We start from the raw sequence: 13,227 nt of genomic DNA on the forward strand, positions 1-13,227 counted from the left end.
CGCCGACCCGGACCGGGCAGGGATCCGGTCATGACCGTCCTCGTCGGGACGTCCGGCTGGCAGTACAAGGACTGGCGCGGCGTCCTCTACCCGCATGACGAGCCGCAGCGGCTCTGGCTCGAGGAGTACGCGCGGCAGTTCGCCACCGTCGAAAGCAATGCCGCCTTCTACCGGCTGCCCGAGGAGAAGACCTTCGCCAACTGGCGGGACCGCACCCCCGACGGGTTCGTGATGGCCGTCAAGGCGAGCCGCTATCTGACGCACATCAAGCGGCTGCGGGATCCGCAGGAGCCGGTCGGGCGGCTGATGTCGCGCGCCGCCGCCCTGGGCCCCCGTCTCGGGCCCGTCCTGCTCCAACTGCCGCCCACGCTGCCCGCGGACGCCGGGCTGCTCGACGCCTGCCTGGGCTGTTTCCCGGCTGGTGCCCGAGTGGCGGTCGAACCCCGCCACAGCTCCTGGTGGACCCCGGAGATCCGCGCCGTCCTGGAGCGCCGCGGTGCCGCGCTGTGCTGGGCGGACCGGGGCTCGCGGCCCGTGACGCCCCTCTGGCGTACCGCCGACTGGGGGTATCTGCGCTTCCACGGGGGCCGTGCGGAACCCGGGCCGCGTTACGGCAGGCAGGCACTCACCACCTGGGCACGACGCATCGCTGACACCTGGCCGGAGCGGGCCGATGTCCACACCTACTTCAACAACGACACGGGCGGGGCCGCCGTCCTCGACGCCGTCCACTTTGCCCGCGCCGTGTCGGCCACCGGACGCTCCGTGAGCCGTACGCCGTCCGGGCGTGGCTCCGCCCGCTGACCGCGGGGGCGGGATATATCTGCGCTCGTACCGCCGGGGCGAGCGAACGAGGTGAGGCACGGATGATGCGCAGACGGGTGGTGGTCTCCGGAGACGTGCAAGGGGTGTTCTTCCGCGACACCTGCCGACGCCTGGCCGACGAGCACGGTGTGGCCGGCTGGGTACGCAACCTGTCCGACGGGACGGTGGAGGCCGTGTTCGAGGGGGAGCCCGAGCACGTACGGAAACTGGTGGACTGGGCGCACGAGGGGCCTCCCATGGCGACCGTCAACACCGTGTCCGTCCATGAGGAAGAGCCGCAGGGGCTCACTGGTTTTGAGGTCCGGCCGACGCCCGGCGGGTTCCAGGACGTGTGACCGCACCGCCGCCGTCCCTTCAGCCCATCAGCAGCGCCGCGTCCCAGCCGTTGCGCTCGGCGGGGGCGGCTCCCCGGCGGGCGTCGGCGTAGTCGGCCAGTACGAGGGCGATTCCGGTGGCGCCGTCCAGCAGTCCGGGGTGGTGGACGCGGTGCGCGGCGCTCTGCGAAGACGCGGACTGCGAGGGTGCGGGCGGCAGAACCTGGGTGTAGCCGAAGGGAGTTCGCTCGTCGAATTTCGCGATGAGCTCCCGGGCGAGGGCGTCCGCCGCCGCCCACAACGCGGGGCGTCCGGTGGCGGCGGCCATGCGGACGGTGGTGTGGAGAACGCCCGCACGGCCGTGGCAGAGGCCCGGGTCGTCGGACGCCGGCCCGTCGTGGCCGCGAAGTGCGAGGGCGCCGATCGCCTCCTCGGCCAGTGCTGTCATCCGGTGGTCGCCGAGCGCCTGCCCGGCCAGGTGGAGGCTCCAGGCGATGCCGGATGTCCCGTAGCACCAGCCCTCTCTGCTGCGGGCCCCCGCCTGCGCGGAGGAGCGGCGCCGGGAAGGCTCTCCGGGGCGGCCCGGAAAGGCGACCCGGCCGGGCCATTGCATGCCGTGGCCGTCGGTGTAGCCGATGCTCCGCACCCAGTCGGCCATCCGCCGGATGGCGTCCGGTATCCCCGGTACCCGGTGCCCGGAGCGGTGGGCCAGTGACAGCAGGGCGAGCGGGCCGCAGATCCCGTGGGCGACACCGACGTTGAAGTCACCTCTCGGGAACTCCTGGCGGTCGCGCGGGACGAGGTACCGGTCGGGTGCGCACCACCATCCCGGCACCTGGATGCCGTCTTCTTCCACGGGGTGGCCGGAGCGGCGGGGGTGGCCGGGGCGGCCGGGGTGGCCGGGGTGGCCGGGGCCGTCAAGACGGACGGGGTGGCTGATGCCGACGAGAAATTGCAGGACATCGTCGAGGGCCGGTACGCACCGCTCGTCGCCGTGGTCGGCCGCCAGCAGGAGGCTGCGCCCCTCTCCCGCCAGGCCCGCGATCGCGTCGTAGTCGCCGTACGCCAGTCCGGGGCCGTGTTCCCGCCGTCGTGCGACGAGCTGGGCGACCCGGGCCCGGACGTAGGCGGCATGGACCTCGGCGCAGCGTGCCAGCAGCCGGGTGTATCCGCCGTGTGCGTTCGCGTGCAGCCGCGCGGGCAGCAGCAGGTCGCCGACGGCGGCCGGGCCGGCCTCGGTGGCCGCCGCCACGGCCGCCGCGAGATGGGAGTGCCCGAGGGCCGCGTACCGGTCGTCGTCGCGGGCGCACCGGGTGTGCAGCAGCGCGATGCCGGGGTGTCCGGTCAGCAGCGAGGCGGGCTGCCAGCCGGACTGCCGCAGCGGGGGAGGCAGCGCGGCGCAGGCGTCGCGGGCGGCGCCGGCCACCTGCTCCGGTGTGCTCAGCAGGCCGGCGACGCGGTGGGCGACGGCCGACGCCGTGTCGCACAGACCGTGGGGTGTCCCGGTCATCGGTCGTGCCGCTTCCGGCCGAGCCACAGAGCGAGCGCTTCACGTGCCGTCACATGGGCCGACAGTTCCTGTTCGGGGCGGGGGCCGAACAGCCGGTTGCAGTGCAAATGCGTCAGGCTCAGGGCGATCCGTCCCGTCCGGTCCCCGTCCCCTTCACCGGCGGTAAGCACCTCGCGCAGACCGGTCAGCGCCGGGCCGCGGGTGCTCCATCCGGCGCACCGGCCGTCCGCGGCGGCCGGCGGCCGGGGCCTGCCGTGCGGGTCCAGCAGGGCGGCGACGGCCTGCTTTTGGGCTCGCGGTACGTCCTTGCGGTGCGCCAGTACGGAAGGGGTGCTGAGCCACCCGAGCGCCTGCTCCGGGGACCCGAGGCGGGTGAGGATGTCGAGGATGCCCAGCGCGGCCGGCAGCGTCGGGTCGCCCAGCTGGTCGGATGACGCGGCCAGCAGCGTGACGACGGATTCGCTGTCGGCGTGGAAGAAGCGCTCGGCGTGAGGGAGCGCGGCCGGGCCGCCGTACCGCTCGGTCTCGGGCTCATAGGTGTCCAGGACCACCTTGGCGAGCAGCCCCGCTTCCGTGCGCGCCTGCGCCCAGGAGTGGAGCTCGGGCAGCAGCACCGGCCACAGGGATTCAGGCCTGCCGTGGAAGCGCAGCCGGATGTGGGGTGCCGGATCCTCGTAACGGAGGAAGAACCACAGGTCGGCGCCCGCCCTGCGGAGCAGGCCGGGGTCGGTCAGCGGTGCGAGGTGACGGGCCAGCACCTCGCTCTGGCGGGCCCGGGGCAGGTAGATCTTCGCGTAGAGCCATGCGCCACCGGGCAGCCGAGCGCGCGTACCGCGGCCGCTGTCCGTGCCCCGCGTCAGCGGCGGGACCGGCACCGGCGCGGGGCGGACGTGCCGGGTGTCGCGGGAGGTGCCGCGGCCGGTGGGCCGGGCGAAGACGGGAAAGAAGAACTCCGCGGCATGGGAGCCCCCGGGCCCCCGGAACCACTGCCTCCCGGCTGTGCCCCCGAACTGCTCCACCACCGTCAGCCCGGGGGAGCGCCGCACCTCGTCGCGGAAGGCCATGAGGTGCAGGGGGTCGTCGAGGTCGGCCGCGATGCGGTGGTCCGCTTTGGTGAGCAGCACCTGCCGGGGCACGTCCCACCGCTGCCGCCACTGCCCGACCTGCCGCTCCCACTCCTCGTCCCCGCCGTCGGCCGCGGCGCGCAGCGCCCGGTCCGGCAGCCAGCGCGCCGGGCAGAGCACGGTCCGGCCGTGGCGCACCCGGGGCAGCGCGGGGGCCGAGGCCCAGCTGCCCCAGCTCCACGGCGCGCAGAAGGCCTGCCCCTCCTGCCCGACTTCGAGCAGGAACCGGGCCACGTACGGAAGATGGCCGCTGCTGGGTCGGAGCATCGAGTAGGACAGCGGCCGCACCCTTCGACCGGTCGAGGTGTCGACGAGCCGGAGCCGGTCCGTGTCCGCGTACACCGCCAGGTTCTCCAGCCGCAGATCGTCCGCGGTCTTCGCCAGGGCGGGCCCGACGCCCAGGGGGAGGCGGTGGGACAGCCACTGCGGGACGGCGGACACATTGCCGGAACGGGCCACCCTGGGCCGGTAGGCGACGCACGCCGGGATCTCGTCCTCGGGTGCGGTCCGTTCGGTGTGCCGGGCCAGATCCCGGATCCGGCCGGCCGACCGGTCGCCGAGCACCGGCGCGAAGCGGCTGAACACCGCCCCGGCCAGCGGTGACACCGCATGAGGGCTGAGCACCAGATGGAAGTCCCCGCCGCACAGGGCGTCCCGGCCCGGTGTCACCAGCTCGGCTCCCACCTCCATGCTCGGCGGGGCCGGCCCGCGCTCCGCCGGTTCCAGGGCTCGTACGGCCTCCTCGTCGAGGACCACTTCCGCGCTGCCGCGGCGGGCGGCGTCCATCAGCAGCTCGCCCAGGACGCGGTCGCGTGCGGGGGCATCGGCGGCGGGCGCGGCCGACGGTGGGACACCGTGCTGCCGGTCCTCGCGAGGAAGCCCCAGCCCCCGGGCCTCGTCGAGCAGTTCCAGCACCGGGACCGGCCGGTCGGTGCCGTACCGGTCGAGAAAGGCCAGGTGGTAGTCGCGCAGGTGCGGGTTGCCGCGGTGCACGGGGGAGGTCCGCCACAGCACCGTCGCGGCGCGCTCCGCTTCCCGGGCCACTTCGTGCGGCAGGGTCAGCCGGAGGTCCAGGGCCAGATCCGCCTGGAGGACGTCCGTGGCCGGCTGCAGGGCCCGCATCCGCGCACGGACCGCGGTCAGCCGGGCGCCCCGGGAGTCCGGTGACGCGGCGTCCAAAAAACGTAACTCGGCTCTGATGGCGTGCAGTTGACGGACCGTGGGGTGGTCGACGCCGTGCAGCAGGTCGCAGACGTGGTCGAGCGGGGTGGTGCAGTCGGGCGGCGGGGTCAGCTCGCTGAGCAGGAAGTGACCGCGGACGAGCTGCGCGATGCTGTTTTCGACCGCGCCCCCGGGCGCCTGAGGGAACTCCCGCTTCCCCTCCTCCACCAGTGCGGGGAAGGGCGTGGGCAGGGCCGCGGCCGCCAGCAGGTGGCGGACCACCCGGGTGTGGCGTACCGAGCCGGTCCACTGCTGTGTCCCGGTGCGGTCATGGTGGTCGACCAGGACCAGCCGGCCGTCCCGTACGGTGTGCAGGTTATTGGCGGTGAGCCGTGCACACTGCCATACGGCCGGGATATCGAGCAGTGTCGCCAGAACGCCGTCCAGCCAGTCCGCGTCCGGCCGGGTCACGCTGCGCCCGCCACCGACCGGCTCCCGCGCGGGGGCGGCTCCGAACCCGGCGACGCCGACCCCCGCGAAGTAGCCGAACGGGGTGGGGCGGTGGGACATCCGCGAGTGGTACTTCGTCAGGGACACCGCGATACGGCGCAGTGACTTGAGCCGCAGCCGCTCTCCCGCCACGACTCGGTCCACCTCCGCCGCGAGGCTTGCGCTGGCGAGGTTCACCGCTTCCATGAGCCGTGGATCGGCGGCGAGCCGGTTCACCTGACGGCGCAGCCAGCCCTCTTCGTCCGGGTTCCGGGCGGACGGCCGCGGCGGCCGGGCCGGTGCGTCGTCCGAGGGCAGAGGCAGGGCCGCGGCCCGTACCAGAGCCACCTCCCCGCAGGTGAAATCGACGTCGCTCTTGCCGCCCATGGCTCTCTCCACCCCGTTCCCCGCCCACCACTTCTCTGACGACGGTGCGGGGCGGCGGGACGACGTCCTCGGTGCCGCCCCGCACCGCTGTCTCAGCAGCTCGTCTCAGCAGCTCCAGGAGGTGACCGGACAGACCTGCGTCATGAGCTTCGACTCCTGCGCACTCATGGCGACCGTGGCGGAATCCGTGATTTCCATGTCGAGGTCGAGGTCGAATTCGTCCATGCTGGTGATGATGTTCTCCATGGTCCCCTCCAAAGAAAGATGTGTTAATCCCGGATTGTGCCCGGTTGTTGCAAAGGGATTTCGCAACCGCCGGTCATTTCATCGGAGGGTGCATGTCATGTCAAGCGTGGGGAGGTGCGCTCCGCTTCTCGGGGATTCCGGAATGACGGAATCCGGTTCGGTTCCTTGCGGCTCCCTTTTCCGGCGGCAGGGCGAGTGAACAGGGGCCTCCTCCACGGCTGTTCGAGCCATCAAGAATGGCTTGAACATCACCTCAAGGAAAAGGGTTTGCTCATGCCTGACAAAAGAGTAGGAGGGGAAAAGGGCATGACGGAATGCCGCTGTGTGTCCGGCCGGGCCGTCAGACGCCCCTTGCCGCCTGCCTTCGGGACATTCGGCTCCGGGCGCATGCCGAATCATCAGGACGTGAAACCGGTAAGACGGCGTGAGTTCGCTCACCACCGAGAAGGGGCTGATATCAGAGGAAGTCGACTTCGGAGGTGAGCCGCACTCCGGTGCGGTGCAGGACTTCCTGGAACACGATGTCGATGGCCCGGGTGAAACCGGCGGCGCTCGCACCTTCCTCGGCGACCAGGGTGTAGTGCAGGGAGGAGATCCGTACGCCGGTGACGACCGGCTGACGCAGCTCGAATCCGGCCTGCCGGATCAGCCAGCTCGCACTCACCCGTATCGAGCCGTCGGGGAAGCGGTTCACCGGTGCACGCCGCGCCCGCAGGTCGTCGGCCTGGGCAGGGGAGATCTCGGGGCTGAGGAACACGCTCCCGACCGAGCGGTCATCGGTGCCACTGCACCCCAGCACCATGCCCTTGCTCCTCCGGACGGTGAGCACCGCCCGAGCCACCTCGTCCAGCGGCACCCGGCTCCCGACCGGTACATCGAGTTCGGCGGCCACCGTCCGGTAGGTGACCGGTGCGCTCAGGCCGGACCGGCGCAGCGCGAACACCAGGCTCAGCACGGTCCAGCGGCGGGAGTGTTTGAAGACGCTGGTGCGGTGGCCCAGGCCGCAGGCCGCGGCATCCATGGTCACCTTGCGGCGCAACATCCAGTCCCAAGCCGTCACTTCGACCAGGGTGTCGGCGGTTTCCTGACCGTAGGCGCCGACATTCTGGACCGGGGTGGCACCGGAGGTCCCAGGGATGCCCACCAGCATCTCCATACCGGTCAGGCCCTCGGCGACGGTGGTGCCGACCAGATCGGCGAGCGGATGACCGGCCTGCACCTCGACCAGCACCCGCCCGTCCGCGGTGCTCCCGGTCATGCGTATGCCCTTGGTGCTCATCCGCAGCACGGCGCTGTCGCATCCGGCGTCGCCGACCAGGACGTTGCTCCCTTCGCCCAGACAGACGGGCTCACCGGGAAAGGTGCCGGCCAGCGCCACGAACTCGGGGAAGTCCGCGGGGTCGTAGAGCTCGACGAGGGCCGCCGCCGGTCCGCCGATGCCCAGCGTGGTCATCGGCGCGAGCGGTGCCTGGTGGGTGACGCGCATGTGTTCCTGTTTCTCCTGGCTGCCGTTCCGGGTCCGGAGGGCCGCCACGGATGAGGAACCGGCCCGGCCGGCCGGGGTGATCGGCGGGACGCTGTCCATGGTGATCACAACGGAGCCGTACCGGTACCGCACCGATGCGCCGAACATTGGCCGGAATGAGCGGCCGAGCGGTGTGCGGCGAGCCGGGAAGGCAGGAGAGAAGGCAGGGAAAGGACACGAAAGGCCCCGGCGGCCGGCCGCTCCCGCACGAGCGCGGCATCGGCCGGTCGTGCGGGAGCCGCTGACGCCGGAGAGCGGCGGCGCCGGCGGGCACCGGCCCGGTGTGGCGTTACGAGACGACGTCCCGCAGCGGCTCGCCCTCCAGATGGCCGAGGACGTTTTGAACGGCGGCCAGCGCGATGCGGACCAGCGTCTCGCGGGTGACCCCCGCGACGTGCGGGGAGAGCACCACATTCGGGGCCTTGAGCAGACGCAGGGCCGCAGTGGGCGGTTCGGGGTCGAAGACGTCGATACCGGCGCCGGCGAGGGTGCCGGCCGCCAGGGCGTCCGCGAGAGCTTCCTGGTCGATCAGGGCGCCGCGGGCGGTGTTGATCACAAAGGCGGTGGGCTTGAGGAGCGCCAGGCGTTCCGCGTCGAGCAGATGGCGGGTCCGCTCGGTGAGCGGGGCGTGCAGGGTGATGTAGTCGGAGGTGCGCAGCAGTTCGTCGAGACCGAGATGACGGGCACCGCCGAGGCGGGCCGCGGTCTCCGGGGCGACCGGCTTCGGCCCGGCGTAGACGATGTCCATGTCGAACGCGAGGGCACGGCGGGCGACTTCCTCGCCGATGTGGCCGAGGCCGATGATGCCCAGGGTTTTGCCGGACAGTTCGGTGATGGACTGCTGCAGGCGCGGCAGCGCCCAGTCGGCCTCGGCGAGCGCCGTGTGGGCCGGGACCAGCTGCTTGGCCAGGGCGAGCATCAGGGCGAAGGTCTGCTCGGCGACGTTCTGCTTCTCCGCGCCGCTGGAGCCGATGTTGCAGACCGGGATGCCGCGTTGGCGGGCCGCGTCCAGGTCGACGTAGTCGAAGCCGTGGCTGGCGCACTGGACGAGCTCCAGGTCCGGTGCCGCGGCGAGATGACCGGCGGTGACCGGGCCCAGGCCGGTGATCAGGAGATGCGCCTCGCGCAGCGCCGCCGGGTCCTCGTCGGTCGTCTCGACGACGGTGACCCGGGCCCGCCCGGGAAAGAGGCCGGCCAGCGCGGCTCCGGCGGCGCGGCCGCCGACATGCGGCGAGACGACCGCGAGGACGTTGCGCACGGGGCGCGGCTGCGCGGTGGAGGACGACTCCGGCGAGCTGGTCATACGGATTCCTTGATGAGGTCGTCGGCGGTCAGCGTGTTGGGGCGGGAGTGCCCGGACAGGGCGAGGGTCAGGTCGAGTTCGGCGAGCAGACAGCGGATGACGTGCTCGACGCCCGCCTGCCCGTCGAGGCCGAGGCCATAGGCGTACGGGCGCCCCACCAGCACCGACTTCGCGCCCAGGGCCAGCGCCTTGAAGATGTCGTCACCCGTGCGGATGCCGCTGTCGAAGAGCACGGTGAGCCGGTCGGCCGCCGCCTCCACCACGCGGGGCAGCGCATCGGCGGCGGCGACGGAGCCCGCCACCTGGCGGCCGCCGTGGTTGGAGACGACCACACCGTCCATCCCGGCCTCGGCGGCCCGCAGGGCGTCCTGGGGGTGCAGGATGCCCTTGAGCACGATGGGGCCGTCCCAGTTCTCCCGCAGGAACGCCAGGTCCGGCCAGGTCTTGGCAGGGTCGGCGAACATCCCCAGAAAGTGCATCACGGCCGCGTTCGGGTCCTCGTGCACCGGTTTGGCGAGCCCCGCACGGAACGCGGGATCGGTGAAATAGTTGGCGGTGCCCACGCCGTGCAGGAACGGCAGGTACGCCTGGTCGAGGTCGCGCGGCCGCCAGGCGAGGAGCGGGGTGTCGAGGGTGACGAACAGGGCGGTGTACCCGGCCGCTTTCGCCCGCTGCAGAAAGCTCCTGGTGACCTCGCGGTCCTTGGCCCAGTAGAGCTGGAACCACCGCTCCCCGTCGCCCATCGCCTCGGCGACCTCTTCCATGGGGGTGCTGGAGGCGGAGGACAGGATGTACGGCACCCCCTGGGCCGCGGCGGCGCGGGCGGCGCCGGGCTCGGCGTCGGGATGCATGATCGACAGCACGCCCACCGGCGCCAGCGCGAGCGGCGCGGGCAGCGCCCGGCCGCACACCTCCACGGACAGATCGCGTGCGTCCACCTCGCGCAGCATCCGCGGGACGATCCGATGGCGGTGCAGCGCCGCCCGGTTGGCCTCGGTGGTGCTGCCGGTGCCCGCGCTGCCGGCCACATAGCCGACCGGGCCGGGGTCCAGACGCCGCTCGGCAAGCTCCTCCAGTCGCGTCAGATCGGTCGGCAGCCGCGGTACGGCGCCGGTCATGCCATGGAGATAGATCTCGTACTGGAAGTCCGCCCAGTGCTTCGCCATCTGTACGTCCCGCCTCTCGTCGCTGAGACTGCGTGCTCACCCGAGATCCTGGCGACAGTGACCACACCCGTCCACCGCGGTGCGCACAACACGCGGGTGGAATCATCACCCTGTGATGAAGGAACGGGAGCGCATCCGGCAGCGGCTGATCGCCGACCCCGGGGTGGTCGCCGCGGTCGTCACCGCCGTGCGCGAGCAGGTCCCGGCCTATGCCGCCCTCGATGACGGCCGCCTCCACGAGGTGCGGGCCATCGCCGCCTGGGCGCTGGACCGGCTGCTCCACCTCTGGGTCACCGACGGCGCCCTCACCCCCGCCGACCTCCGCCGGTTCCGCGGGATCGCCGCGGCGCGGGCCGCGGACGGCCGCCCGATGCAGGCGGTTCTGCGGGCCTACCGGGTCGCGGCGACGGTGCTGACGGACGAGATCGCGGCCGCGACGCCCCCGCCGGCCGCACCGGACGCCTTCGCCCTCGCCCGGATGGCGCTGACCACCCTGGACACCCTCTCCGAGGAGATGGCCACCGCCTACACCGCCACCAGCGAAGATCTCACCGCGGACCGCGACCGGGCGCTGCGGCTGCTCCTCGACGACCTGATCTCGGGACGGCACGCCTCCATCGGCGCGCTGACCGACCGGGCCGCCCGGCTGGGCAGGCAACTCCCGGACCCTTACTGCCTGTTGGTGGCCGAGCCGGCCGACGCGGACGGTGCGGGCGTGACGCAGGAGACGGCCGCCGGTCTCCTGTCCTCGTTCGGCGGCCACGACGGCGGCCTCACCCCGCTGGTGACGGTCCGGGGCTCGCGCGCCGTCCTGCTGCTGCCCGCCGCGGCCGGTGCGTCCGCGCCCCGGGTCCTGGGGGAGCGGGGGCTGCGGGGCTGTGCCCTCTCGGGGGAGAGCCTGGACCGGATCGCCGTCGCCTACCGTCTCGCGGCCGACGCGCTGGACACCGCACCCGCACACGCCCACCACTCCGAGCGGGTCCTGACGGACGGCGATGCCCAGGTGCTGGCGCTCCTCGGCGGCCGCCCCGCCACCACTCCCGAGCAGATCAGCCGGCTGATCCTCGGTCCGCTCCTGCAGCCCGGCCGGCGGCACCTCATGGACGCGCTCACCACCTACCTCGATACGGGCTCCGCGAACGCCGCCGCCCGGAAGCTCGGCCTGCACCCGCAGTCGCTGCGCTACCGGCTGCGCCGGATCGCCGACCTCACCACGCGGGACCCGCGGGACCCCTGGCAGCGGCTCACCCTGGACATCGCCCGGACGATCGCGCACTGAGGGGCGGCGGTGCCGCCGCGGTCCGCTCTGATCCGTAGGTCCGTCCGTACGGCAGTCCCGTGCAGGGACTCCTCAGCCGTCCTTGGTGGCCTTCAGCTTCCGCCACACCGTGCTCAGCGCTTCGAGGTCTTCCTGGTCGAGGAGATCGGTGAACACCGGGGCCAGGCAGGAGCGGCGGGTGGCGTCGGCCTCTTCGAAGAGCCTGCGGCCCTCCGGGGTGAGGGACACCTCGACGGAGCGTGCGTCATGTGCGGAGGGGGTGCGGGTGACCAGGCCGCGGCTCCGGAGGGCGTCCACGACCCGGGAGACCTGGCTGCGGCTGAGCATGGTGCTGTTGCCGAGCACGGAGGCCGGGACCGGGTCCGGGCTGGAGGCGAGCCAGAGCATCACCTCGAACCAGGAGACCGGGAGGTCGTGAGCCTTGATCAGGGCGCGGTCCACGCGTTCGGTCAGGACGGTGCCGGCCCAGACCACCCCGTAGAAGGCATGGTCGGCCACCGGCATCGGCCTGGCTGCCGCCGTCGCCGCGGCGCAGGCGGGCCGGCGGGTCGTCGCCACGCTGCGCGACACCGGCCGGGCCGGCGCCCTGCGCAAGGCGGCCGCGGAAGCAGGGGTGGAGCTCGAGGTGCGGCAGCTCGATGTCACCGACGAGGCGTCCGTCGCCGCCGCGGTCGACGGGGTGATCGCCGAGCACGGCCGTCTCGACGCCGTGATCAACAACGCCGGGGCCGGACACCTCGGCACCCTGGAGAACGAGTCCGTCGCCGAGGTGCGCACGGTGATGGAGGTCAACTTCTTCGGCGTGCTTCATGTCTCGAAGGCGGCGCTGCCTCATCTGCGCGCCTCCGGCGGCCGTCTGATCACCGTCACCAGCGTCGGCGGGGTCGTCGGCCAGCCCTTCAACGAGGCCTACTGCGCTGCCAAGTTCGCCGTCGAGGGCTACATGGAGAGCCTGGCGCCGGTGGCGGCGAAGGCCGGGGTGACGGTCTCCGTCGTGGAGCCCGGCGCGGTGGCGACCGAATTCGTCAACAACATCGGGGTCGACCCGGCGGGTGAGGTCGCCGCCGCGGGTCCCTACGCGGACGCGCTGCAGGCCTACCTGGACCGTGCCGTTGCGCAGTTCGCCGGCAGCGCGCAGACCCCGGCCGAGGCTGCCGAGGCCGTGCTGGAGGCGCTCACCGCGGACCGTCCCGCGTTCCGAATCCAGACGTCGGACTGGGCGCGCGGCTTCACCGGCACCAAGCTCGCCGACCTGGACGGCTCGGCGGTACTCGGCCTCACCGGCGGCTGGGTGGGCTGACCCGGCGCGGGCGATTCCCGGATGGCCGCGGCCGGGTTCCCTTGATGGAGAGGACCCGGCCGCAGAAAATAATCTCAAGAATCTCCCAGGGATTCTTCATTTCGGTTGTGGTATTTGGTTGTTGAGCGGAAGAGTTTTGGTGCGCTCCTCGCTCGGGCTGTCGCGGTCTCGCCGCTGATTGGTCTTGACCACTCGTCGTTCGGCTCGGTGGTTCTCCGGAAAGGCTGCGCGCAGCATCTATTTCTCCCCCCCGTTCGCGGTCCGGTTCATTGCGGTGAAAGGGGGTGTCCGCGTGCGGGGCTGCGCTCGTGTCCGCGTTCACCTCCGCGTCCGCGTCCGCGTGTACGCCGAAGCTCGGTGCGTTCCGCCAACTCCTTTTGTGTAGCGCATGGTTGGGGCGTCGAGCGGCAACGTGAACCCGGCGTCGGCCCACGTCGGGCGGTCTCGAAGTGACGGAGCCGGAACCGGAACGTTACGGCGCGTTCCGGAATGAATTGACCGTTTCGGTACTGTCCGGAATGCCCGCCGAGTGACGGGGGTTCAGAGAGTCAAATCACAGTACCCTTCCCTATCGTTATTGCTTCGATTCTTGACGGTA

General features: G+C 72.2%; 11 protein-coding genes. 4 read left to right on the forward strand and 7 right to left on the reverse strand.

Going from position 1 to position 13,227, the window contains the following annotated elements; translation table 11 throughout:
- Positions 1 to 30 precede the first annotated feature (30 nt).
- Together CFW40_RS32075 and CFW40_RS32080 are read left to right on the forward strand one after the other, a co-directional pair.
- Entirely contained in the window at positions 31 to 804 is a 774-nt protein-coding gene (locus CFW40_RS32075; RefSeq protein ID WP_088801243.1) for a DUF72 domain-containing protein, read from the forward strand.
- Between the two features lie 62 nt (positions 805 to 866).
- Positions 867 to 1,160, forward strand: a complete 294-nt coding sequence (locus tag CFW40_RS32080; RefSeq protein WP_176956314.1) for an acylphosphatase — start codon at positions 867 to 869, stop codon at positions 1,158 to 1,160.
- A 19-nt stretch (positions 1,161 to 1,179) separates the two neighbouring features.
- Here the strand turns inward: CFW40_RS32080 and CFW40_RS32085 are convergent, their stop codons facing one another.
- The 6 genes from CFW40_RS32085 to CFW40_RS32105 form a co-directional block, all read right to left on the reverse strand.
- Positions 1,180 to 2,649 (reverse strand): lanthionine synthetase C family protein, encoded by a 1,470-nt coding sequence (locus CFW40_RS32085; RefSeq protein ID WP_088801244.1) that lies wholly within the window; start codon positions 2,647 to 2,649, stop codon positions 1,180 to 1,182.
- Entirely contained in the window at positions 2,646 to 5,810 is a 3,165-nt protein-coding gene (locus CFW40_RS32090) for a lantibiotic dehydratase (RefSeq protein ID WP_088801245.1), read from the reverse strand. Before CFW40_RS32090 ends, CFW40_RS32085 begins: the two co-directional genes overlap by 4 nt.
- Before the next feature lie 105 nt (positions 5,811 to 5,915).
- Complete coding sequence (locus CFW40_RS37345) at positions 5,916 to 6,056, reverse strand: hypothetical protein (protein ID WP_164993100.1); 141 nt, start codon at positions 6,054 to 6,056, stop codon at positions 5,916 to 5,918.
- Between the two features lie 457 nt (positions 6,057 to 6,513).
- On the reverse strand, positions 6,514 to 7,689 hold the full coding sequence (locus CFW40_RS32095) for a UDP-N-acetylmuramate dehydrogenase (protein WP_256331167.1): 1,176 nt from the start codon (positions 7,687 to 7,689) through the stop codon (positions 6,514 to 6,516).
- Between the two features lie 181 nt (positions 7,690 to 7,870).
- Positions 7,871 to 8,884 carry a 2-hydroxyacid dehydrogenase gene (locus tag CFW40_RS32100; RefSeq protein ID WP_088801246.1) on the reverse strand — a complete coding sequence of 338 codons (1,014 nt, stop codon included), beginning with the start codon at positions 8,882 to 8,884 and terminating at the stop codon, positions 7,871 to 7,873.
- Complete coding sequence (locus CFW40_RS32105; protein WP_088801247.1) at positions 8,881 to 10,050, reverse strand: lactate 2-monooxygenase; 1,170 nt, start codon at positions 10,048 to 10,050, stop codon at positions 8,881 to 8,883. Before CFW40_RS32105 ends, CFW40_RS32100 begins: the two co-directional genes overlap by 4 nt.
- Positions 10,051 to 10,165: 115 nt before the next feature.
- On the opposite strand from CFW40_RS32105, the gene CFW40_RS32110 reads away from it, so the two are divergent.
- Complete coding sequence (locus tag CFW40_RS32110) at positions 10,166 to 11,329, forward strand: CdaR family transcriptional regulator (protein ID WP_088801248.1); 1,164 nt, start codon at positions 10,166 to 10,168, stop codon at positions 11,327 to 11,329.
- Positions 11,330 to 11,401: 72 nt separating this feature from the next.
- On the opposite strand, the gene CFW40_RS32115 is transcribed toward CFW40_RS32110, so the two are convergent.
- Positions 11,402 to 11,833, reverse strand: coding sequence for a MarR family winged helix-turn-helix transcriptional regulator (locus CFW40_RS32115; protein ID WP_088801249.1), 432 nt, complete (start codon positions 11,831 to 11,833; stop codon positions 11,402 to 11,404).
- Between CFW40_RS32115 and CFW40_RS32120 the strand changes: the two genes are divergently transcribed.
- Entirely contained in the window at positions 11,832 to 12,629 is a 798-nt protein-coding gene (locus CFW40_RS32120; protein WP_088801250.1) for an SDR family NAD(P)-dependent oxidoreductase, read from the forward strand. The two genes, CFW40_RS32115 and CFW40_RS32120, sit on opposite strands and share 2 nt — an antisense overlap.
- Positions 12,630 to 13,227: the final 598 nt, after the last annotated feature.

The sequence above is a fragment of the Streptomyces sp. 2114.4 genome, from assembly GCF_900187385.1.
Taxonomy (GTDB): Bacteria; Actinomycetota; Actinomycetes; order Streptomycetales; family Streptomycetaceae; genus Streptomyces; species Streptomyces mooreae.